This is a genomic window from Alphaproteobacteria bacterium (assembly GCA_017308135.1).
Lineage (GTDB): Bacteria > Pseudomonadota > Alphaproteobacteria > CACIAM-22H2 > CACIAM-22H2 > Tagaea.
The window spans coordinates 1-23,024 of record JAFKFM010000008.1; the positions used below are offsets into that span (position 1 = coordinate 1).

16 protein-coding genes are annotated in these 23,024 nt (G+C 65.4%); 15 read left to right on the forward strand and 1 reads right to left on the reverse strand.

Annotated features, from left to right (window positions below; all coding sequences use genetic code 11):
• The 8 genes from J0H39_08215 to J0H39_08250 form a co-directional block, all read left to right on the forward strand.
• On the forward strand, window positions 1-957 hold a 957-nt coding region (locus J0H39_08215), incomplete at its 5' end, for a filamentous hemagglutinin N-terminal domain-containing protein (protein MBN9496725.1).
• On the forward strand, window positions 954-8,495 hold the full coding sequence (locus J0H39_08220; GenBank protein ID MBN9496726.1) for a hypothetical protein: 7,542 nt from the start codon (window positions 954-956) through the stop codon (window positions 8,493-8,495). The genes J0H39_08215 and J0H39_08220, both read left to right, overlap by 4 nt.
• A 107-nt stretch (window positions 8,496-8,602) precedes the next feature.
• On the forward strand, window positions 8,603-9,211 hold the full coding sequence (locus J0H39_08225; GenBank protein MBN9496727.1) for a TetR/AcrR family transcriptional regulator: 609 nt from the start codon (window positions 8,603-8,605) through the stop codon (window positions 9,209-9,211).
• 116 nt (window positions 9,212-9,327) lie between these two features.
• On the forward strand, window positions 9,328-10,200 hold the full coding sequence (locus J0H39_08230) for a TauD/TfdA family dioxygenase (GenBank protein ID MBN9496728.1): 873 nt from the start codon (window positions 9,328-9,330) through the stop codon (window positions 10,198-10,200).
• 14 nt (window positions 10,201-10,214) lie between these two features.
• Window positions 10,215-11,102, forward strand: a complete 888-nt coding sequence (locus tag J0H39_08235; GenBank protein ID MBN9496729.1) for a sugar ABC transporter permease — start codon at window positions 10,215-10,217, stop codon at window positions 11,100-11,102.
• Window positions 11,092-11,925: a carbohydrate ABC transporter permease gene (locus J0H39_08240; GenBank protein ID MBN9496730.1), complete on the forward strand. Its 834-nt coding sequence runs from the start codon at window positions 11,092-11,094 to the stop codon at window positions 11,923-11,925. The genes J0H39_08235 and J0H39_08240 overlap by 11 nt, the downstream gene beginning before the upstream one ends.
• A gap of 49 nt (window positions 11,926-11,974) precedes the next feature.
• Window positions 11,975-13,252 carry an extracellular solute-binding protein gene (locus tag J0H39_08245; GenBank protein MBN9496731.1) on the forward strand — a complete coding sequence of 426 codons (1,278 nt, stop codon included), beginning with the start codon at window positions 11,975-11,977 and terminating at the stop codon, window positions 13,250-13,252.
• Between the two features lie 9 nt (window positions 13,253-13,261).
• Complete coding sequence (locus J0H39_08250) at window positions 13,262-14,818, forward strand: FGGY-family carbohydrate kinase (GenBank protein MBN9496732.1); 1,557 nt, start codon at window positions 13,262-13,264, stop codon at window positions 14,816-14,818.
• Here the strand turns inward: J0H39_08250 and J0H39_08255 are convergent.
• Window positions 14,815-15,534 (reverse strand): GntR family transcriptional regulator, encoded by a 720-nt coding sequence (locus tag J0H39_08255; protein ID MBN9496733.1) that lies wholly within the window; start codon window positions 15,532-15,534, stop codon window positions 14,815-14,817. The two genes, J0H39_08250 and J0H39_08255, sit on opposite strands and share 4 nt — an antisense overlap.
• Before the next feature lie 194 nt (window positions 15,535-15,728).
• Between J0H39_08255 and J0H39_08260 the strand changes: the two genes are divergently transcribed.
• From J0H39_08260 to J0H39_08290, 7 genes are all read left to right on the forward strand, one after another.
• Window positions 15,729-16,781, forward strand: a complete 1,053-nt coding sequence (locus J0H39_08260) for a cyanuric acid amidohydrolase (protein MBN9496734.1) — start codon at window positions 15,729-15,731, stop codon at window positions 16,779-16,781.
• Window positions 16,778-18,148, forward strand: a complete 1,371-nt coding sequence (locus J0H39_08265) for an amidohydrolase family protein (protein MBN9496735.1) — start codon at window positions 16,778-16,780, stop codon at window positions 18,146-18,148. Before J0H39_08260 ends, J0H39_08265 begins: the two co-directional genes overlap by 4 nt.
• Window positions 18,149-18,150: 2 nt before the next feature.
• On the forward strand, window positions 18,151-19,044 hold the full coding sequence (locus J0H39_08270) for a polysaccharide deacetylase family protein (GenBank protein MBN9496736.1): 894 nt from the start codon (window positions 18,151-18,153) through the stop codon (window positions 19,042-19,044).
• A 120-nt stretch (window positions 19,045-19,164) separates the two neighbouring features.
• On the forward strand, window positions 19,165-20,223 hold the full coding sequence (locus tag J0H39_08275; GenBank protein ID MBN9496737.1) for an ABC transporter substrate-binding protein: 1,059 nt from the start codon (window positions 19,165-19,167) through the stop codon (window positions 20,221-20,223).
• 61 nt (window positions 20,224-20,284) lie between these two features.
• Window positions 20,285-21,364, forward strand: coding sequence for an ABC transporter ATP-binding protein (locus J0H39_08280; protein ID MBN9496738.1), 1,080 nt, complete (start codon window positions 20,285-20,287; stop codon window positions 21,362-21,364).
• Complete coding sequence (locus J0H39_08285; protein MBN9496739.1) at window positions 21,361-22,200, forward strand: ABC transporter permease; 840 nt, start codon at window positions 21,361-21,363, stop codon at window positions 22,198-22,200. Before J0H39_08280 ends, J0H39_08285 begins: the two co-directional genes overlap by 4 nt.
• On the forward strand, window positions 22,197-22,997 hold the full coding sequence (locus J0H39_08290; GenBank protein ID MBN9496740.1) for an ABC transporter permease: 801 nt from the start codon (window positions 22,197-22,199) through the stop codon (window positions 22,995-22,997). The genes J0H39_08285 and J0H39_08290 overlap by 4 nt, the downstream gene beginning before the upstream one ends.
• Window positions 22,998-23,024 lie beyond the last annotated feature (27 nt).

Below are 23,024 nucleotides of genomic sequence, written 5' to 3' on the forward strand. Positions count from 1 at the left end.
CAGAGCTTCTCGATCGGGGCGGGCAATATCGTCCGCTTCATCCAGCCGGATAGCAGTTCGCTGGCGCTGAACCGCGTCATCGGCCCCGACCCGTCGATGATCTTCGGCTCGATCCAGGCCAATGGCCGGGTCGTGATCATGAACCCGGCGGGGATCTATTTCGGGCCATCGGCGATGGTCGACGTGAACGGCTTGGTCGCGACCACGTCGCGCATGAACCAAGCCGATTTCCTCGCCGGCAATCTCAACTTCTCGATCGCGGGCGACGTCAACGCGCGCGTAATCAACGAAGGCTTCGTCAACGTCGCCCAAGGCGGCTTCGCCGTGCTGTCGGCGGCGGCGGTCGAGAACAAGGGCACGATCGTCGCGCAAGGCGGCACGGTGGTGCTGGCGGGCACGCCGACCTTCACGTTGGATTTCTTCGGCGACGGGCTTTTGAAGTTCGCGTCCACCGGCACGGTCAATCAAGCGCCCACGGGCGCGAACGCGCTGGTCGACAACTCGGGCACCGTTCAAGCGAATGGCGGGCGCGTGCTGATGACCGCGCGCGCGGCGCGCGACGTGATCAACAACGTGATCAACGTGACGGGCATCGTCGAAGCGCGCTCGGCGCGCATCGAAAACGGCGAGATCGTCATCGACGGCGGCGAGAACGGCACCACGGTCGTCGCGGGGCGCTTGGACGTGTCCGGCAACGAAGCCGATGCCAAGGGCGGCAACGTCACCGTGCTGGGCGGGCGTGTGGAACTCGCGGCGGGGACGGATATCCGCGCTTCGGGCGAAGCGGGCGGCGGCACGGTGCTGGTCGGCGGCGGCCAGCACGGCCAGGGCACGGCCTACAACGCGCAAACGCTTTACATGGACGCGGCGGCGGTCATCGCCGCGTCGGCCACGCTCAACGGCGATGGCGGCAAGGTCGTGCTGTGGGCGGACGACACGGCGCGCGTCGAAGGTTGATCAACGGGCGCGACGGCACGCTGCTGATCGATCCCAACGATTTCAATATCGCGGCGACCCTTGGCGACATCACAGGGGCCGCGTTGGCGGGCCTGTTGACGAGCAGCAATGTCACGATCGATTCCGATACCGGCGGGACCAGTGGGACGGGTCTCATCAACGTAAACGATGCCATTACCTATACCGGCGGCGTGACGCGCACGCTGACGCTGAACGCCGTCGGCACGATCAATATCGACGAGACGATCACCGCCTCGTCCGGCACCCTCAATCTCGTCCTGCAAGCGGGCGGCGACGTTTCGATCACCTCCGCGATCACGACGAATAACGGTTTTATGCTGGTCGAAGGACGAAACGGCGTCGGGGCGCTCGGCGGTCTCTTCAACAACTCCAGCAGCGGAACGCTTTCGCTCGGCTCCGGCGCGCTGACGCTCACGACGAGCGGCGCCATCATTTTCAATCGCGAGGTGACGACGTCCGGCACGGTGACGCTGATGGCCAACGGCGCCGTCACGCAGACCTACGGCATTCTCGGCACGCCCACTTTGGTGGTGGGCGGCACCGGCGCCGTCACGTTGAACGAGAGCACCAACACGTTCGGAAGCATCATGCTGAACCGGACGGCGACGACGGAGAACGTGTCGCTCAATACGTCCATCTCGCCGAACCTTCAACTCTCGACGCTGGGCACGGGCACCTATTTCATCGGCGGCGTGGGCTTCACCCAAAGCGGCGCGATCACCCAGGATGCGGGCGGCGGCGGCGTCACGATCCAGGGCAATGCGGGTACCGTTACGCTGTCGAACGCCAATACATGGACGGGCGCCCTGACTGTACTGGGCAATACGATCAACGTGACCGGCGCCCAAACGGCGACGAGTGCGGGTTCGATCTCGCTCACCGCGACGCGGAATGTCGCAATCTCGTCGAACGTCACGACCGCGACAGGCGATATCCTCGTCAAGGCGAACGTGTCGTCGTGGACCTTGCCGCATACCGGCACGGATCCCGTCTTCGGCGCGACGACCGGTACCTTCGACGGCGTGGCGGTGAGCGGCGGCGCTGATTTGACGACGACGGGCGGCAGCATCGCGCTGGGCGGCAAGGGCGGCACGACCGGCGGCCGGGGCGTTTTTATCGATTCCGGCAGCGTGATCACGACCGGCGGCACGGGCACGGTCGTCCTCGCCGGCGCTGGCACGGCGGCCAGCGCGCATGGCGTCGAGCTCTATCAAATCACGGCGGGCACGAATTCGATCGTCGCGGGCGGTGCCGTCACCATCAAGGGCGGCGACGGCGCCGGGGGTGACGCGAATTGGTTCGGCGTCGTGATGAACGGCGCCCGCATTTCGGGCGCGGACGCCATCTCGATCACCGGCCGGGGCGGCGCCAACGGTTCGGGCACAGGCCTCAACATCATGAACGGCGCCGTCGTGTCGTCTTCCGGCGCCGGTGCGATCACGCTGGTTGGCGAAACCACTTATGCCGGTTCGTCCGGCTTCAGCCTGTCGGGCGGGTCAGTGTCGGCGTCGGGAACGGGCGCGATCACGATTTCGTCGGCGAAGAACGTCGCGATCGCCGCGAACGTAACGTCGAATTCCGGCGACATCACCCTGATGGGTAACGTGTCGTCGTGGACCGGCGACAAGTCGGTGAACGCCCCGACCTTCGGTGCAAGTTCCGGCACCTTCGTCGGTGTATCGCTGTCCGGCGGGGCCGACATTACCTCAACAGGCGGCAACATCTTCATCGCCGGCCATGGCGGTACCACCGGATTGAATCAGTTCGGTGTTAGTGCGGCGGCAAGCTCTGTCATTTCGACGACGAGCGCCGGCAAAATCATTATCCATGGCGAAGCCGGCGCGTCGGCGAGCAACAATTACGGCGACGGCGGTTCGCATACCGGCATCTATTTGAACGGCGCGGCCCCCGGAACGGCGGTCGATATTACGACGCAAAACGGTTTGATCAAGCTGGTCGGCGCCGGCGATCAGTCTGGCGGTGCGACCGACAACAACGGCGGCGTGGCGCTACTATGGGCGAAAGCCCGCGCCACGGGCACCGGCAGTATCGAAATAACCGGCACTTCGGCGCCCGTCGGCACGGGGCGCGGCGTCTATATCGGCCTGACCGGTTCGGAAGTGACGACGGCAAGCGGCAACGTGACGATCACCGGCACGGGTGGCGGTGCCCTGGTCGCAAGCGATCCAAACTTCTACAGCGCGGGCGTGGAGGTCGGTTCGGACGGCATCGTGCGTTCGACCGGCGCCGGCAATGTGACCATCACCGGAATCGCGGGATCGTCGGGTGCCGGAATCGAGTTCAGCGGCTCGGCCGCCACGATCGGCGATGCGGCGATGACCGGCAATCTCACGCTGCGCAGCAACAGCATCGCCAATTCCGCCTCCACGCTGTCGTTGCTGGGCACCAGCGGCGGGACGATCAGTTTCACCGGCGAGACCGATAGCACCACCATCGGCGTCAACGGCGCGTCGGGAACGGCCGCCGTGTCGGCGTTGTTGCTGGGCTGGGTGTCGGGCTTCGGGACGCTTCAATTCGGCTCGTCGACACAGACGGGCGACATCCAAATCCACAGTTCCACGTTCGGGCGCAATTTGACGATCCGCACGCAAGGCGCCGTCTTCACCAATGCCCTTACTATGGGCGCGAACGATCTGTTCGTCATCGCCGATGGCGGCTTCACGCAAGGGACGGGGGCGATCACGACCTCGGGCGCCGCGACTTTCTTCGGCCCCGGCAACGTGACGGCGACGAACGCGGGCAACTCGTTCGGCACCCTGGAAATTTCCAAATCCGGGTCGAGCGCGATCGTCAATATCGCCACACCCGGTGCGGGTTTCAATCTCGGTGCCGTGGATATGGGGACCGGCGCGTTGACCTTGTCCGCGGACAGGATGACGCTGACCGGCGCGTTGTCCACATCGGGCGGCGCCGTCAACTTGACGGCGGACCGGTACATCAATGTCTCGCAGAGTATCAACACGCAAGGCGGCAATATCACGATGGCCGCGAACGTCGCCGGGACCGGGGGCGGCGAGGATTTCGCCGGCGTGTTCATCAACGGCGTGGCCGTTCAGTCGCGCGGCGGCAATATCAACATCACCGGCAAGGGCAGCGCCTCCGGCACCACCGTCGCCGGTCAGCACGGGATTTTCCTTTATAACGGCGGCGTCATCAGCAGCTACACGGGCGGCGGCGACGCGACGACCGGGACGATCACGCTGACCGGCGTCGGCGGCACTTTTGCCGGTGGCGACAATGGCGGCGTCACCCTTGTCGGCGCGGCGAGCACGATTTCGTCGCGCGACGGCAATATCACGATCAACGCCACCGGGGGCACGGGCGCTTCGGGCGGCAACGCGGGGCTCTATGTCGGCGGCGGCGTGATCAGCACCGATGGTGCCGGCACGATCACGGTGACGGCGACGGGCGGTGAAGGGAACGCCTCGCGCGGCATCGCCGTGACCGGCAACGCGGGCGCCTATGGCCGGATCGAGACGATGGGATCGGGGAGTATCAACCTCACCGGCACCGGCGGCAGCACGGCCGGCAACAGCGTCGGCGTCTTCGTCTATGACGGGCTGGCGTCTGGATCGGACTACGGCCTCATCCGCGCCGCCGGCACGGGCAACTTGTCCATCACCGGTACGGGCGGCGTCGCGGCGGGCTCGAGCAATGTCGGCATCGCGGTGCAGAACACGAATTCTGCCATTCTGACGAATAGCGGCACGCTGACGCTCAACGGAACGGCGACCTCGTCGGGTAGCGATCCGCATGGCGTGTACGCGGCGCTTGGCGGGGCGGTGTCGTCGGCCTCCGGCGCGATATCGATCACGGGAAATTCCACGGACGGGCAGGGAATCTCTCTCGGCGCCGCCACGGTCGCGACCGGTGGTGCAGGCACCCTCACCATCGGCGGCACATCGACGAACCAGTCGGGGTTTGTCGTCACCGGGCCGGCGACATTCACGACGGCCAGCGGTGCGATGACGCTCACGTCGAACAACGGCCTCAATTTCACCAATACGGCCCTCGTCTCCGGCGGCGGCTTGGTTCTGACCGGCGGTGCGGGCGCGATCACGGCGACCAACGCCGGGAACGCCATCACCGGCACCATCGCATTCACGAATTCATCGGGCGGCGTTTCGCTGACGAATGGCGGCGCCAATTCGATCAATCTGGGGACATCGACGGCGGCGGGCAGTCTTACGGTCGTCGCGGGCGCGGGGATTACCCAATCGGGCGCGCTGACGGTCGGCGGTAATGCGAGTTTCACGGCCGGCGCCGCGGCGATCGATCTTGAGACAAACGGAACGGGCAACAGCTTTGCCGGATCGGTTTCGCTGGCGAATAGCGGCGGGAACGTATCCATCGCGGCGTCCGGCGACTTGACGCTGGCGTCCGTCTCGATGGACGGCAATTTCACCGCCACGGCATCCGGCATTGTCACGCTGAGCGGCGGCCTGACGATGACGACGACGCCGGGCCGTGCCGTTACGATGACCTCGACCAGTGCGTTGGCGGGGATCAATATCGAAGGCGCGATCACGCTCGACAACGGCAGCGTGACGCTCGCGTCCGACAACTGGATTTCGATCGACCAGAATATTTCGACCGGCGGCGGCAATATTCTGCTGGACGCCACGGGCCTCTATAGCGGCGCCTATGTCGGCGTCTCCATCGTCAACAGCGCCGTTATCAACGCGGGCGGAGGCAATATCGTGATCGACGGCACCGGCGGCAATACCGGCGCGGGCCAGCACGGCGTGACGATGGATGGCAGCACGCTGACGACGTCGGGGACCGGCACGATTTCGGTCACCGGCCAGGGCGGTCCGTCGTCGGGCGGCAGCAGTCGTGGCGTCTATCTGCAAAGCGGCGCCGATATCCAAACGGTCGATGGCGCGTTGTCGGTCAATGCGACGGGCAGCACCACCGGCGGATTCAGCAACGACGGCATCTGGCTGGCGGGTTCGACGATCCGTTCGACGGGGAACGGCAACGTGACGGTGACCGGCAACGCCGGCAATTATGGGGCCGGCTTCTATCTGACGGGGACGAATGCGGCGGTCCGCACGCTCAATGGCAGTATCAATATCTCCGGCCAAGGTATGCACGATTCCTCCGGCGTCGTGCTGCTCGATTTCTCGGGCACGGGCGTTATCGAATCCACCGGGACGGGCAATGTCAGCGTGACGGGTACGGGCGGCACGGCGCCCGGATCGACCGTCTATGGCATTCGTTTGGCCGATGCCGTTTCCATCACGTCCAATTCAGGCACGCTGACGCTGACCGGTACGGGCGGCTCGGGTGCGGGCGGCGGTGCCGACGGCATCAATGTCGGCAACGGCGCGACGGTTTCGTCGGGCGCCGGATTGCTGACGCTGGACGGGACCGGCGGTGCCAATGTGGGCGATGGCGTGAAGGTCGCGGGCGGCGGAACCGTCACGACGAATAGCGGCAATATCGCGATGAACGGCACGTCGACCGGCGGTTACGGCATCGCGATCGCCGGCGATATCGGCGACGGCGGGATGAGCGGCGACATCACGCTGATTTCCGATACTTTCAATATCACCACCGGCACCGCGACGATGTGGACCACCGGCGGCGTGACGATCAAGCCGTTGCTCGGCTCGGTCGGGATCGGCATCGGCGGCGGCAGCGGCACGCTGCAATTGGGGAACGACTTCACCTACATCTTGGCGAGCAGCCTGCATATCGGCAGCGCCACGACGCAGACGGTCGAAGTGGGGGCTGGCGGCCTGCTGGGCGCGTCGAACGTGCCGGTCTATCTCGAAGGTTCAGACATAGCACTGCTCGGCAATGTCGACGTGTTGGGCGGCAAGGTGACGTTGCACGCGCATTCGGGCGGCGTCACGCAATCCGCCGCGTCGAACATCTTCGCGCAGAATCTGATCCTGCGCGGGAACGGAACTTTCGATCTGACGCGCGCCAGTTCCGGTTACAACGACGTCGCGCGCGTTTCGGCGGACGTGACCGGCAATTTGCATTTGGCGCTGTTCGGCAACGGCGGATATGCCGACGCCGCGATCGCGAGCGATACCGCCGGCACGGTCACGGGTATCGCCGCCACGGGGAACTTCACCTGGGAAGCGCACGATTCGATCGGCCAGTTGAGCGGTGCGGTGCTGAATATCGGCGGCACGACGCAGCTCGACGCGCTGAACGGCGGCATCACGCTTTACGAATCCGCCAACAATCTCGGCACATCGATCGACGCCATAAACGGCGCGGGCACGGTCTCCTTGCGCTCGGCGTCGATCGCCGTCGGCGCGCTCGGCATATCGTCGATGGGCGATTTGATCCTTACCGCAACCGCCGGCGGCATCACCCAGAGTGCCGCCGTTGCGGCTTCCGGCAATTTCGTCGCGTCGGCGTCGGGCGGCGGCATCTCGCTGGGCGGATTCACCAATCTCGTCTCCGGCAACACGTCGCTGTCCGCTTCCGGCGGCAAACAGAATATCGGCTGGGCGCAGAGCGGCCCGATGGTCGCGAGCGCCATCTCGGCGACCGGCGCATTGACGATCGACGTGACCGGCGGTTCGCTCAGCCAGGTCGGCGCGATGAGTGCCGCCGATCCTTCATCGATATCGGTGACCGGCGGCAATATCGCGCTGACCCACGCGTCGAACGCGTTCGGCGGCGCTTTGTCGCTGACCGCGACGGCGGGTTCGATCGCGCTGACGAATTCCGGCGCGTTGACGTTAGGCGCCGTTACGGCGTCGAACGGTTTGACGGTCACCGCCGGCGGCACGCTGAGCCAGAGCGGTCCGATCGTCTTGACCGGCGGTTCGTCGTCGCTGTCGGCGACCGGCACGATGACGCTGACGGATGGGAGCAACAATTTCGGCAGCGCGTTGGCGCTGACCGGCGTGGGCGGCGATATCCAAGGCAGCGCGCCCGCGGTCGGATCGGTAACGGCGGTCGGCAATGGTTTCACTTTCAACAGCACGGCGATCGCGAATTCCAGCGGTAGCGGCGGCGGCGGCAACGAAGGCACGACGACCAGCACCGTCACGACCGAAACGCTGGCGCAGCTCATCACCCAGATCCTGACCTCGACCACCACGACGGCATCGTCCTCGACCGCGACGACCGACGCCACGACCGTCAACCCGGTCAGCCCGGCGGCGGTGCAGGCGATGCTGATCGCGATCCTGGCCGAAGCGGCCGCGCCCGCCGGTGGAACCGGCGGCGGCGAGCAAGGCGGCGAGGGGACCAACACGCAGGCCGGCAATACGGGGACGGGCAGCCCGCCGGCGGGCACGCCGACCGTGACCGCCGATGCGGGTACGTTCGGGGCCGGCACGACGATCACGATCAACACATCCGGCGGCACGGTCCAGTCGATCACCGTAACACCGGTCGGCGGCGGCGCGCCGGTCACGATCCTGCCGGGCTTGTTGAATCTGACGCCGCCCGCGATCCCGACCGCGACCGCGACGGGCACGCCCGGCATCTCGGGCAATTTCCCGCTCAGCTGGCGCCAGTAGCGCCGCGCGTCTTCGTCCACTATCGTGACGGCCGCTCGTGAACGAGGGAGTCGGCGTTGTCGCGCGTTCGGACGAAAACGAAGAAAGCCACGAAACCCCGCGCGCGGTTGAGCGCCGACCAGTCGCGCGAATTGATCCGCGGCGTGGCGCGCGATCTTTACGTTCGCAACGGCTATGCGGGGTTCAGCTTCGCCGATATCGTCGCTGTGACGGGCACGACGCGCGCCAATGTGCATCACCATTTCGGCGGCAAGCACCGGCTGATGGCGGAACTGGTCGCGCAATTCGCGGCGGATGCGGAGGCGCGCATCCTGTCGCATTGGGCGCGTCCGGGCGAAAGCTTCACCATGCGCCTGCGCCGCCAGTTGGCCGATTTGCGCGCGTTCTACGATCGCTACAACACCAAGCGCGGCGAACGCAATGTGTGGAGCCCGCTGGCACGGCTGCGCTTGGACCTGCCTGTGCTGGGACCGCTGGCCGCGCAAGCGCTGGAGCGCGTCGACAAAGTCTACGAAAAGGCGTTGACCCAAGCGGTGCGCGAGGCGGTCGCGGCGGGGGAGTTCGCGCCCGCGACACCGGTCGCCGACGTGGCGCGACTGGTGCGATTCGTCGTTCAGGCCTGCCCGCCGACGACCCAGGATACCGGCGGTTTCGAGAGCGTCGAAGCCACGTTCCGCGCGCTCGAAAGGGCGATCGCCGCCGCCTGGCGGCGCTGAATCCCGATATTGCGATGCGGCAAAGTGCGGCGGATTGACACGCCCTGTCCAATCCCCGATACTTACTTGCACGTAAGTCAGTCGCGATAGCGCGACGGCGATCGGGGAGGAAGCGAATGGCGCGCGAGACGAAATTCGAGCGGTTCCAGATCCGTCAGATGACGGGCACGATCGGCGCGGAGATTACGGGGCTCGATCTCGCCCGCGACCGCAGCCCGGAAACGATGGCCGAGATCAAGCGCGCGATCCATCGCTTCCACGTGCTCGCGATCCGCGATCAAAAGATGGCGCTGGAGGACGTGCACCAAGTGCGCGCCGCGTTGGGGCCGTTCAGCGGCAACCCCGTGCACGAGCCGATCGACGGCTACGACGATCTGATGGTCCTCAACCGCGAGCCGGACGAAACCGGCAAGGTGATCGGCGAGGATTGGCATATGGATCTCGCTTGGCTCGCCAAGCCGCCGGGCATCACCATGCTCTACGGCCATGAGGTTCCGCCGGTGGGCGGCGACACGTGCTTCACCAGCCTCGAATGGGCGTATCGCTCGCTGTCGCCGGCGATGAAGGCGATGATCGAGGATTTCGTCGTCGTCCATTCCGGCAAGGGCGTGCTGGGCCAGCAATACGGCAGCGTGAAGATGCGCGCCGACGTGCACAAGATCGCGAGCTTCGAGGTCGAGCATCCGCTGGTTTGCAAGGACCCGGTGACGGGCGAGCGCTATCTGTTCGTCAGTTCCGTCATCGATCGCATCAAGGGCTTCACGCCCGCGGAAACGCGCCCGATCATCGATTATCTGTTCAAGGTCGCGACGCGCCCCGAGTTCAATTGCCGTCTGCGCTGGGCGCCGGGCACGCTGGGCATGTGGCTGAACCCGTGCGTCATGCACACCGCGATCAACGATTATCCCGGCTATCGGCGCACGATGTACCGCTCGACCATCGAAGGCTGGACACCGATCGCGGCCAGCGGCGCGCGCGCGGCGGCCTGACGGATATCGGCGGTATGGGCTCGACAGTCACGAAACGGCAATTCGCCGCGGCCTTGCCGTGGATCACGCCGGCGCACGGGTTGCTGCTGACGGTGATCGTGATTCCGGCCGTCTATGTGATCTGGCTCAGCGTCACGAACTCGACCTTCGGCCGCGCGCCGAGTTTCGTCGGCCTCGTCAATTACGTGAAGGTGCTGAACGACACGTATTTCTGGCGCGCGTTGGGCAACACGATCTTCATCGTCGTTCTGGTCGTGCATCTGGAATTGCTGCTCGGCCTCGGCATGGCGTTGCTGTTCGCGTCGGGCCTGCCGTTCCGGGGCTTGCTGCTGGCGGCGGTGCTGGCTCCCTATGCCGTGTCGGAAGTCTCGGCCGCCGTGATCTGGCGCTATCTGTTCGATCCCGATGTCGGCCCCGTTAGCGTGGCGATGAAGGCGATCGGCCTGCCGATCCTGGAATGGTCGATCGAACCGTCGCATGGCCTGGCACTGATCTCGCTGCTGTCGATCTGGCTGCATCTGCCGTTCACCTTCCTGATCCTGTACGCCGCGCGGCTGTCGATCCCGCGCGAGCTTTACGAAGCCGCGTTGATCGACCGCGCCACACCGTTGCAGATGTTCCGCAAGGTGACGCTGCCTTTGCTGGTGCCCGCCCTCGTCGTCGCGGCGCTGTTCCGTTACATCTTCGTCTTCCGCATGTTCTCCGAAGTCTGGCTGATGACCCAGGGCGGTCCGGCGCGCCAGACGGAGGTGCTCGCGGTCTATCTCTATCTCGAAGCCTTCCGCTTCAACGCCTTCGGCGAGGCGGCGGCGACGGGCTGGATCATGCTGGCGATCTCGCTCGTGCTCGGGGCGGGGTATCTGTTCGCGCTGCGCAAGGATATGACCTCCGATGCGCGCTAATCGCCTGGGTGTCGGCATCGGCAAGACCGCCGCCGTGGCGGTCATCCTGCTGTGGTCGCTGTTCCCGATCGCCTTCATGGCGCTATCGTCGCTGAAGCCGGCGCGCGAGATTTTCGCCGTGCCGCCGACATTCGCCTTCGTCCCGACGCTGGAGCATTACACGGCATTGTTGGTCCGCTGGCCCGATTTTTTCCGGGGCTTGTGGAACAGCTTGATCGTCACGGTCGGCGCGACGGTGCTGACGGCGATCGTCTCGACGATGGCGGGCTACGCCTATTCGCGCTTCCGTTCGCCGGCGTTGACGCGCTCGGCGTCTTTCCTCGTCGCCGTGCGCCTGCTGCCGCCGATCGTGCTGACGTTGCCGCTGTTCCCGCTGATCAACTGGCTTGGCCTCAGCGACACGCATTTCACGCTGATCGTGCTTTACGCCACGTTCTTCGTGTCGCTGGGCACGCTGTTGATGCGCGCCTTCGTCGACAAAATCCCCGTCGAACTCGACGAAGCCGCGCTGGTCGACGGGGCGGGGCGGGGCACGGTGATCGCCAAGGTCATCGCGCCCTTGGCGCTGCCCGGCATGCTGGCGCTGTCGGTCTTCGTGATCGTGTTCGCATGGAACGAATTCCTGTTCGCCTTCGTGTTCACCTCGACGCGCGCCAAGACCGCGCCGCTGATCGTTTCCGAAATGCTCGGCTCGTTCGACGGGGTCGATTGGGGCGTGTTGTTCGCCGCCGCGACGATCCAGTTGCTGCCGATTCTGATCTTCGTCTGCGTCATGCAGCGCCACCTTGTGGCGGGGCTGACGTCGGGCGCCACGAAAGGCTGAGACTTCAATAACAACCCCCGGGAGGAACCCAACGATGACGACCTTCAAAATGAATCGCCGCACGGCTTTGGGCATGGGCGTGGGGGCTGCGGCTCTCGCGACGGGCATGGGAAGCGCACGTGCCCAGGCCAAGACGCTCAACATTCTCGCCCATCGCGTGCATCAGGTAAGCCTGACGCAAGGCCCCGCCGGTGACCTCACCAAGCCGTGGCGCGACGCGAATTCGACGGAAGTGAATTGGGCGACGTTCGATTCCAATCCCTTGCAGGATCGCCTGTTCCGCGAAGCGAGCCTTGGCAGCACCGATTTCGGCGTCGGCTTCCTGGTCAATAGCCGTGCCACGCGCGACGCCGCAAAGCTGATGGCCCCTCTCGACGATTTGCAGCGCGCCAATCCGATCGAAGATTTCGCGGATATCGCGCCGGGCCTCGTGGAAGCGATGCGCTTCGACGGCAAGCTCGTCTCCGTGCCGTTCCGCCATGCGACGATCGGCTTGTTCTACAACGAAGCGCTGCTCGAGGAGCGCGGCATCAAGGCGCCGCCGCAATCGCTCGAAGAACTCGTCGATCAGGCCAAGCGCCTGACCTTCACCTCGGCGGCGGGCACGCCCGTCACCGGCATGGTGCTGGCGAGCGATCTGTCGGTGTTCCCGGTCACCTTCGCGCGCGCCTTCGGCGGCGATTTCATTTCCGGCGATCTGAAGCTGGTGCCCGATCGCGGCGCGCTGGAAAAAGGCCTCGCCACGATGCAGGACTTGTTCAAGGCGGGCGCCTTGCCGCGCACCTTCGCCACGACGACGAACGACGATCAGGTGACGTGGATCCAGCAGGGGCGTGCGGCCTTCACCGTGCTGCCCTTCGCGCGCTTCGCCCAGCTCAACAACCCGCAGCAATCGAAGTTCCCGGGCAAGATCAAGGCGATCGAGTTCCCGATCTCCGAAGCCTTGCGCGGCAAGGTGCCCTTCGCCTCGGTCGTCGAGTTCTGGGCGATGAGCATCCTGGGCAACGCCCGCGACAAGGACCTGGCCTGGAGTTTCATCCGCACGATGTCGTCGAAGGCGGTCACGACCGGGGCGGCGCGCAACGGCAACGGGCCGGTGCGCGTGTCGACCTATCGGGATCCGGGCTTCGCGGCCGACCAGCCGCTCGCGGCCGTGGAATCGAAGGCGCTGGCGGGGGCCCGCGTGCCGCTGCCGGCTTTCCCGGAAGCCGCGCGTGCGCAGACGATCTTCCTCGAAGAAGTTCAACTCGCTGTGCTGGGCCGCAAGAACCCCAGCGAGGCGGTCGGGGCGATCATCGAGCGCGTGCGTCCGCTGCTGCCGGCGTAAGCTCGGCGGATGACGAAGCGCGATCTCGCGATCGGGGTGGATGTCGGCTCGACGAGCGCGCGGGCCGTCGTCTATTCCCGCGACGGAAAGGCGTTGGGCGGCGCGCAAACCGCCTTCGCCATCCGTCGCCCCGCGCCGGATTTCGCGGAACACGATTCCGGCGAGATTTGGCGCGCGGTCGCGACCTCGGTCAAAGCGGCAATGGCGGCGTCGGGTGCCAAACCCGGCGCCGTCGCCGCCATCGGCTTCGATGCGACATGTTCGTTGGCGATGTTCGACGCGTCGGGCGCGCCCGTCGGCGTATCCGACGACGACGATCGCTGGAACGTCATCATGTGGGCCGATCATCGCGCGATCGGCGAGGCTGCGGAAATCACCGCCACGCAGCATCGCGTGCTCGACTATGTCGGCGGCGTCATGTCGCCGGAGATGGAAACGCCGAAGCTGCTGTGGCTGAAGCGGAACCGGCCCGCAAAGTGGAAACGCTACGGCCTTGCGCTCGATCTCGCGGATTTCCTCGTCTGGCGCGCGACGGGGGCGGTGACCGGATCGGCCTGCACGCTGACCTGCAAATGGACCTATCTCAATCACGAGACTCCGGGTTGGCAGGCGGATTTCCTCGCCACGATCGGGCTCGACGGCGCTTGGGAAAAGCTGCGTATTCCCGCGAAGGCCGCCCAGCTTGGCGATCGCGCGGGGAACCTATCGGCCGAATCCGCCGCCGAACTTGGTCTCGAACCCGGGATCGCCGTCGCGGTCGGGTTGATCGACGCGCATGCGGGCGGGCTCGGGCTTCTGGCCGGAACCGCACCCGCCGAATTCGATCGCGCGATCGCGCTGATCGCCGGCACATCCAGCTGCCATATGGCGTTGTCGCCGCAACCCCGCGCCATCCCCGGCGTGTGGGGCCCGTATTTCGGCGCGATGATGCCGGGGCTGTGGCTCAACGAAGGCGGGCAATCGGCGACCGGCGCCTTGCTCGACCATATTCTCGATTGGCACGCGGAAGGCCGCAATCTCGGCCCCGATCGCCATGCGATCATGGCCAAGCATATCGCGGCGCAAGCGCCCGACTATGCGGCCGACATGCTGGTGATTCCGGATTTCCGCGGCAATCGCTCGCCGCTCGCGCGGCCCGAATTGAAGGGCGCCATCTTCGGCCTCGAACTCGATTCATCCTTCGAGAGTCTGGCGCGGCTTTATCATGCGACGGCCGTGGGCATCGCCTACGGCACGCGGCACATCGTGGACGCGATGAACGCGAAGGGCTACGCGATCGACCGCTTGCATCTGACCGGCGGCCATTCGAAGGCGGATTACTTGACGAAGCTTTACGCCGACGCGACCGGCTGCGACGTGATCCTGGCGGGCGAGCCCGATGCGGTCACGCTGGGTTCGGCAATCGCGGCGGCGTCCGCCGCGAAGCTCCATCCCGATCTTGGGTCGGCCGGGGCGGCGATGTGCCGGGAAGGGGCGCGTCTGCGGCCCGAAGCGAAAGCCCGCGCGATACACGATAAAGGCTATCGCCGCTTCCGCGCGGCGCTGGACGCGCGCGATAAAATCTAAGCGCGGGTCTTGGCCGATTTCGGCGACAAGGCCGCGGCGAGATCGACGCGCTGCGGGGTGTCATCGACGAAATGATGCGCGTGCATGTTGGTTTGCAGATGCGCCTTCATCAGCGCAATGCATTCCTTCGCCTTGCCGGCGGCGAGCAGATCGACCATGCGCGTATGTTCGTCGACCACGCAGGAATGGCCATCGGGCAGATACAGCGTGGTGATGATCGCCGCGCGCGCGACCAGGCCTTCCAGCAACTCGGCCAGCATGCGGTTGCCGCCGAGGCGCGCGATCTGCAAATGGAAATCGCCCGACAGATGGACGAACTCGCGTTTGTCGCGGCGCTTGCGCGCGGCCGCTTGCAACTCGATATGCGCGCGAAGTGCCCGGATATCGTTGGCGGTGCAGTTCTTCGCCACGTCTTCGATGATCGCGGCTTCGATGACCCGGCGCGCCGCGTAGACGTCGTCGGCATCCTTCACCGTCGGCCGTGCCACGAACGCGCCGCGCTGGGGCAGAATCTCGGCGATACCGCGGAAGGCGAGCTCCTTCAGCGCGTCGCGCACGATGGTGCGGCTGACTTCGAAAATGCGGGCGAGTTCGTCCTCGCCCAGCTTGGCGCCGGGCGGCAGACGGCCGTCGCAGATAGCATCCCACACCGCGGCGACGATCGCTTCGCGGCGGTTTTCGCCGCTTCCGACACCGGGCATATTGACGACGGCCATGCGACTCTAAAGCTCCCCGAACCTGATACGCGTTATTGCCCCTTGGTGGCGGGTCCCGTCAAGCCGCGCCGACGTCGCAGGTTGTGCGATGCACACAATTATGGCACGATGTATACAAAAATGCCCTTTTGCACGCCACACGAGGCCCCCGAAGCGGCGGTTTCCTTGGCATGGAACCTGCTGACCGAGGATTTATGAGCGCTTGTACCGTCTATCGTTTTCCGATGCGCGACCCCGACGACATGTCCGGTCTCGCAGGGCTATTGGACCAAGGGAACATTGCCGCTTCCGACATCAAGGCGGTGTTCTGCAAGACCGAGGGCAACGGTCTGAACAACGACTGGACGCGGCATTTCGTCGATCGCGCCGTGCGCGACACGATCGCCGCGCGCGGCGGCGACGATGCCGAAACATTGCGCCGCAAGGTTCTCGTGCTGATTTCGGGCGGCAGCGAAGGCGTCGTCTCGCCGCATATGCTGGTTCTTGTCGCCGTGCCGACCACCGGAACGGAACCGGGGCTGGCGCTGGGCATGGATATCCGCGATCTTGCGCCCGCCGAACTGGCGCGTCGGGCGCATTCGGCCGTGACGGCCGACATGGTTCGCGCCGCGATGAAAGCGGCGGGTGCGCGCGATGCGTCGCAAGTCGGTTTCGTAATCGTGCGTGCGCCCGGCGACGCCGCGCAAGGGGCCTCGTCGCCGCGCGTGCGCGCCGCCGTGTCGCTCGGCGTCGCGCAAGCCTTGGGCGAGATCGCCGGCGAGATCGACGAAGCGGCCTTCCTCAAGGATTTTTCGAAATTCTGCGGCCGCGTTTTCGTCGTGGCGCGCGACGATACGACGACGCAGCAAGTGATCGTCTTGGCCAACGCGCCCGGCGGCACGAAGGGCTTGCGCGTCGCCGCCGGAACGCTGCGCGATCCGCTGGACTCGCCCGGTGTCGCCGCTGTTCTCGCCAAGCTTGGTATCGCCGCCGCGCCGCAGGCGTCGCCCGATGCGAGTTCCCGGATCGTCGCGTCGCTGTCCAAGGGCGATCCGCCGGGCGATGGCTTTATCAGGGGTGCGCGCCACACCATGAACAGCGATAGCGACATCCATGAGCATCGCCACGGCCGTTCCGCCTATGGCGCGATGATCGCGTCGGTGATCGGCCATTCCTATTGCTTCGTCTCGGGCGGGGCGGAACATCACGGCCCCGAAGACGGCGGTCTGATCGCGTTGATCGCGCGCGACGAAGGATTCTCGGCATGACAACGCAAGTACCGCCGCAAACATGCGATCTGATCGTCGCTGGCGCCGTCATCGTCACCGGCGAGGGTACAGCGATCGGCGACGGCGCTGTCGCGGTGACGGGCACGCGCATCGTCGCGATCGGCGAAACGCGTGCGATCGACGCCGCCTTTAAGGCGGCGCGCCGGATCGACGCGAAGGGCAATATTCTGATGCCCGGCCTCGTCAACGTCCACAATCACACGCCGCTGACGATCGTGCGCGGGATGGTCGAGGATCTGGGGTTCGCGCCCGCTTATACGCCCGGCATTCCGCAAGGCCATTGGCTGTCGGACGAGGAGACCTATCTGTTTGCGCGGCTGGGTGCGTGGGAATTGCTGCGCATGGGCACGACCACGGCCGTCGATTACTACCGAAAGCCGCAAGCTTGCGCGGCCGCGTTGGCGGAGACGGGTTTGCGCGGCTTCGTCGGCGGGCGCATCCACGACGCGGACACCGCCGCCTTGGCCGACGGTGCGTGGGCGCATGATCGCAAGCTGGGCGAAGCCACGCTGGCCGAAAGCCAAGACATGATCGCCGCTTGGGACGGCAAGGCGGAAGGCCGTATTCGCTGCTTCCATGCGCCGCATGCGCCCGATACGTGCTCGCGCGATTTGCTGCGCATCGTCGCGGACCTTGCCGCGAAGGACGGGCGCCAAGTGCATACGCATCTCGCCCAATCGCCGATGGAGGTCGAGCGCGTGACGGCGCGCGAAGGCAAAGGTCCCGCGCAATTACTCGACGAAGTCGGGTTGCTGAATGGCGATCTGGTCGCGGCGCATTGCATCTTCCTGAACGAGGCGGAGATCGATCTGGTCGGCAAGGCCGGCATAAACGTGGCGCATGCGCCGGTCGGGAATGTGTCGTCGGGCATGATCGCGCCGATCGTGGCGCTGGAGAAGGCCGGCGCCACCATCGCCATCTGCACCGACACCAAAACCGGCGACATGTTCGAATCGATGCGCACGGCCTTGGCGGTCGCGCGCGTGCGCGGCGCGGGTTATGCCTGCGATGCACGCACGGTATTCGGCTGGGCGACGCGCGGCGGGGCGAAGGCGTTGGCGATGGACGGCGAAATCGGCGTTTTGAAGCCCGGCGCTAAAGCCGATTTCATTCTGCTGGATGCGGCGGCGCCGAATCTGCGCCCGATCGTCGACGGAATTGGTATCGTCGTGCATAGCGGCATCGGACCGAATGTTTCGACGACGGTCATCGACGGGAAAGTCATCATGGAAAACGGCAAGCCGACTTTGTTCGACGCGGACGAAGTGATCGTCGAAGCACAGAAAGCGGCCGACCGGTTATGGGCGCGCGCGGGCCGCCCCGGCGTGACGATGGAGATGGCTTGACCATGGCGCGCGATCTTCGCGGCTACGGTCCCAACCCGCCTTTCGCCGATTGGCCGGGCGGTGCGCGCGTCGCCGTCACCTTCGTCGTGAATTTCGAGGAAGGGGCGGAGCTATCGATCGCCGACGGCGACGAGCGCAACGAGAAAGTCTACGAAGTCGCGGACGAAGTCGTCGGCCGCCCGGACCCGTGTCTTGAATCCCATTTCGACTACGGCACGCGCGTCGCTTATTGGCGTATCGCCGAATTATTCGATCGCTACGGCGTGAAGTTCACGTTGTCCTCCTGCGGGCGCGCGATCGAACGCTCGCCCGAGATCACGATCGATGCGGCCAAGCGCGGCCACGAGATCGCGTGCCATGGCTGGCGCTGGGAAACCCATGCGACCATGCCATTGGAACAGGAACGCGAAGCGATCGCCAAGACCGTCGCGGTGATCGAGCGTACGACCGGCATGCGGCCCGTGGGCTGGCATACGCGCTCCGCCCCGTCGGCCAACACGCGCAAACTGCTGGTCGAGCATGGCGGCTTCCTTTACGACAGCGACGCCTATGGCGACGAACTGCCGTATTTCGTCGACGTCGCGGGCAAGCGCCATCTGGTGCTGCCTTATGCGTTCGACACGAACGACATGCATTTCCATCAGGGATTCCAACGTTTCGCGTTGGGCGGCGATTTCGCGACCTATACGACCGACGCGTTCGATTGGCTGCATGACGAAGGGGCGAAGACGCCGCGCTTGCTGCCGATCGGCCTGCATCTGCGCATGGTCGGTCGGCCGGGCCGCATGGCCGGATTGAAGCGTATCCTCGACCACGTGACGCGGCCCGGAGCGAAAGCCTGGTGTGCGACGCGCGCCGACGTGGCGCGGCATTGGATCGCGCGTTTCGGCAGGTAGATCGCACGGTCTTGTGACCATCGGTTTAGAGGACGATCTTCTCGCGCGAAGGGTGTAGCGCCCCATCGCTGGCATGGAACTTGCGGAATATCGCCCACCTGAACAGGAGAGGAGAGGGCGATGAAAAAGGTCGAAACGACCGAGCGGCAATCGTTAAGCCGTCGTTCCATGCTGCGCTTCGGCGCGCTCGCCGCCGGCGTGGCCGGGTTCCCGGCGATCCTGCGCGCGCAGACGAACGAACTCGTGATCGGCGGTGCGGCCAGCCACAAGCCGTGGATGGACTCGCACGTCATTCCGATGTTCGAAAAGAAGTATAACTGCAAGATCCTCTACGAAGGCACGCGCTCGACGATCAATCTGGAAAAGATGCGCGCCGCGAAGGACAAACCGATGATGTCCGTCATTCAGATGGACGATCCGGTGATGATCCAGGCCGTCGAGGAAAAGCTGATCGAGAAGCTGCCAGTCGCGCAGATTCCCAATCTTTCCAAGCTGCGCGCTTCCGCGATCCATATGGACGGCATGTGGGCGAACTATCAAGCGCCGTGGTCGGGCCTCGCCTACAACACGAAGTCGCTGGCTTCGGGCGTGCCGAGCTGGACGACGATGTGGGAGCCCCGGATGAAGGGCAAGGTGGCGCTGCCGTCGTTGCAGAACACCGACGGTCCCTGGGCGCTGTACATGGCGGCGCATCTGGAAACCGGCAAGCCGCTGAAGGACGCGCAATACGATTTCGAAGCGGGTTTCAAGAAGCTGCGCACGCTGAAATCGAGCCTGCTGACGATCTACACGAACCTACCGCAGTCGTTCAATCTGCTGGAACAGGGCGAAGCTTGGATCCACGGCACGTTCTCGTCCTACGCGCTGCTGCGCAAGCAGGCGGGCGCGCCGGTCGATCTCGCCGCCCCGAAGGAAGGCATCTTCGCCATGCCGTCGGGAATCTGCCTGGTCGCCAACGCGCCGAACAAGGATCTCGCGACCGCCTATATCAACGAGATGCTCGGCGCGCAGCTTCAGGCGGAGCTGACGCCGCTGACCTACTCGCTGCCGACGAACACCGACGCGCCGTCGACCGTTGCGCTGCCGGCGGGCGTCGAGGTCTTCGCGCCCGATTGGGGCTGGTTCACCAAGAACCGCACCATGCTGGTCGAGCGTTGGGACCGCGAGATGGCGATCTGACGAAAAGACGAAAGGACGCCGTCGCCCGCGACCCCATGCGCGGGCGGCGGCATTTCCGCGAATGACACAGGCTCACCTCGATATCCGCGGCGTTTCCAAAGCCTACGGCGAAACGACCGTGCTCGACCGGCTCGACCTGTCCGTCGGGCGCGGCGAGTTTATTTCTCTTCTTGGTCCTTCCGGCTGCGGCAAGACCACGCTGCTGCGCCTTGTCGCCGGGCTGTTGAATTCCGACAGCGGCACGATCGCCGTCGACGGCAAGGATTTGACCGCCTTGCCCGCGCATAAGCGCAATATCGGCGTCGTGTTCCAGAATTACGCGCTGTTCCCGCATCTGACGGTCGCGGAGAATGTCGCCTTCGGTTTGGAAGCCAAGGGCACGCCGAAGACGGAAGTCGCGGAGATCGTGAAGCGCACGCTCGAACTCGTGAAGCTGGCCGAGATGGCGCCGCGCACGATCTTCGCGCTGTCGGGCGGCCAGCAACAGCGCGTGGCCGTGGCGCGTGCGTTGGCGATCCGGCCGAGCCTGCTGCTGCTCGACGAGCCGTTCTCGGCCCTTGACCGCAAGCTGCGCGAATCCATGCAGATCGATCTTCGCCGCTTGTTGCGCGAACTCGGCATCACCGCCGTGTTCGTCACGCACGACCAGGAAGAAGCGATGGTGATGTCCGATCGCATCGCGGTGATGAATCGCGGCGCCATCGAACAGCTTGCCGCCCCCAAGACGATCTACGATCGGCCCGCGACGGCCTTCGCGCTCGAATTCCTCGGCGGATCGACGCGTCTGCGCGCGACCGTCGCGTCGGTCGATGGCGATTACGTGCAACTCGACACGCCGCTGGGGAAAATCGCCGGCAAGGGACATTTCCTGCGCGGCGTGGATGTGCTCGCGGGCGTGCGCCCGGAAAAGATCGCCGTCAATCGTCCGCCGTCGCCCGATCGCAACGCGCTGGCCGCGCGCGTGATCGATCGCGTCTTCCTCGGTTCCAAGCTGATGGTGATTTTCGACGCGGGCGAGGGCGGCCAAGGTGTCGCCGAACTCAACGCGGCCGACATGCCGGAATTGCCGGCCGATGGCGTGGTCGAGTTCTCCTGGCAGATCGCGGATACGCTTATCTTCCCGGCCGAGGCGCCGGCATGATCGCGGCGATACGCCGCCTCGATCCGCTCGCTTGGCTGGCCGTGCCGGCGACCGCCTATCTCGCTTTCGCCTTCGCGCTGCCCCTCGGCCTGCTGCTGATCAAAAGCGTGTGGACGGCGGATGGGTTCACGCTCGCCAGCTACGTCAAGTTTTTCTCGGATCCGTTCAGCTGGCGCGTGCTGACGAACACGCTGAAGATCGCGTTCCTCATCACGCTGGTCACACTGTTTTTGGGCTATCCCGTCGCGTTCGCGCTGGCGCTATCGCGCGGCTGGCTGCAAGTGATGCTGCTGGTCGCGATGATCCTGCCGCTGTCGATCGGCGCGGTCGTGAAGGCGTTTTCGTGGCAGATCGTGCTGCGCCGCGACGGCGTGGTGAACCGTTTCCTCGAATGGATCGGCCTGATCGACGAGCCGGTGCGCTTCCTGTTCACCGAAACCGGGCTCGTTTTGGGGGCTGCGAATATCTTTCTGCCCTTCATGGTGCTGCCGATCTATTCGGTCGTGCGCTTGATCGATCCGCGTTTGAGCGAGGCGGCGGCGACGCTGGGGGCGGGGCCGGTCTACGGATTCCTGCGCATCACCGCGATCCTCAGCCTGCCGGGCGTGGTCGCGGGCATCGCCTTCGTCTTCTCGCTGTCGATTTCGATGTATGTGATCCCGTCGCTGCTGATCGGCGACCGCTATCAATTGCTCGCGACGCTGACCGGCCGGTCGTTCCTGTTCCTGCGCAACGAAACGCTGGGGGCGACCGTCGCGGTGATCCTGCTGATCATCGCCATCGCGGTCGTGATGGTCAGCTCGTATCTCTCCAACCGCTTGCGGCCCGCGCGATGATCCGGGCGCGCCGTATTGCCATTTTCTATGTCGCGGTCGTGACGGCGCTGTCGGTCGTATTTTTGATGACGCCGCTGGTCGTCACGGTGATCGTGTCTTTCGCCAACTCGACGGTATTCACCTTGCCGCCGCCCGATTGGTCGTTCCGCTGGTACGAGCGCATGGCGGCGCGCGCGGGCTTGATTCCGTCGCTGCTGCTGTCGTTGCAGATCGCGGCGATCTCGACCGCGATATCGCTGGTCGCCGGCACGCTCTGCGCCATCGCCACGGTGCGCGGGCGCTTCCCCGGCCGCGACGCGATCGCGACCTTCGTCGTCTCGCCGTTGATGATGCCGGGCCTCGTGGTCGGCGTGGCGATGTTGCAGTTCCTGCGCGAGCTCGGCTTGCGCGACGCCTATACCAGCCTGTTGATCGCGCATATCGTCATCACCATGCCCTATGTCATGCGCACGGTGATGGCGAGCCTGTCGCTGTTCGATTTCTCGCTGATCGACGCGGCGCGCACGCTGGGCTGCTCCTATCCGCGCGCACTGCGCAAGGTGATGGTGCCGGTGCTGGCGCCGGCCTTCCTCACCTCGGGGCTGTTCGCGTTTCTCGCCTCGCTCGACAATTATCCGATCTCGATCTTCTTCACCGATCCGCGCACCAAGACGCTGCCGATCCAGATGCTGCAATTCCTAGAGGAGCAGCCCGATCCGTCGATCGCGGCGATGTCGGCCTGTTTGATCCTGCTGACGATCGGCGTGTTGTTCGTCGGGGATCGTCTGGTCGGCTTGCGGCGCCTGGCGGATTTCTGATCGCCGCCAAGCGCCGCCGCCGAGCCG

What these genes read in the sequence shown, in the direction of transcription:
- J0H39_08245 (MBN9496731.1), top strand. Translation starts at nt 11,975, where the DNA reads ATGAATCGCCGCACGGCTTTGGGCATGGGCGTGGGGGCTGCGGCTCTC.
- J0H39_08270 (MBN9496736.1), top strand. Translation starts at nt 18,151, where the DNA reads ATGGCGCGCGATCTTCGCGGCTACGGTCCCAACCCGCCTTTCGCCGAT.
- J0H39_08260 (MBN9496734.1), top strand. Translation starts at nt 15,729, where the DNA reads ATGAGCGCTTGTACCGTCTATCGTTTTCCGATGCGCGACCCCGACGAC.
- J0H39_08275 (MBN9496737.1), top strand. Translation starts at nt 19,165, where the DNA reads ATGAAAAAGGTCGAAACGACCGAGCGGCAATCGTTAAGCCGTCGTTCC.
- J0H39_08230 (MBN9496728.1), top strand. Translation starts at nt 9,328, where the DNA reads ATGGCGCGCGAGACGAAATTCGAGCGGTTCCAGATCCGTCAGATGACG.
- J0H39_08255 (MBN9496733.1), bottom strand. Translation starts at nt 15,534, where the DNA reads ATGGCCGTCGTCAATATGCCCGGTGTCGGAAGCGGCGAAAACCGCCGC.
- J0H39_08235 (MBN9496729.1), top strand. Translation starts at nt 10,215, where the DNA reads ATGGGCTCGACAGTCACGAAACGGCAATTCGCCGCGGCCTTGCCGTGG.
- J0H39_08240 (MBN9496730.1), top strand. Translation starts at nt 11,092, where the DNA reads ATGCGCGCTAATCGCCTGGGTGTCGGCATCGGCAAGACCGCCGCCGTG.
- J0H39_08285 (MBN9496739.1), top strand. Translation starts at nt 21,361, where the DNA reads ATGATCGCGGCGATACGCCGCCTCGATCCGCTCGCTTGGCTGGCCGTG.
- J0H39_08265 (MBN9496735.1), top strand. Translation starts at nt 16,778, where the DNA reads ATGACAACGCAAGTACCGCCGCAAACATGCGATCTGATCGTCGCTGGC.
- J0H39_08280 (MBN9496738.1), top strand. Translation starts at nt 20,285, where the DNA reads ATGACACAGGCTCACCTCGATATCCGCGGCGTTTCCAAAGCCTACGGC.
- J0H39_08250 (MBN9496732.1), top strand. Translation starts at nt 13,262, where the DNA reads ATGACGAAGCGCGATCTCGCGATCGGGGTGGATGTCGGCTCGACGAGC.
- J0H39_08290 (MBN9496740.1), top strand. Translation starts at nt 22,197, where the DNA reads ATGATCCGGGCGCGCCGTATTGCCATTTTCTATGTCGCGGTCGTGACG.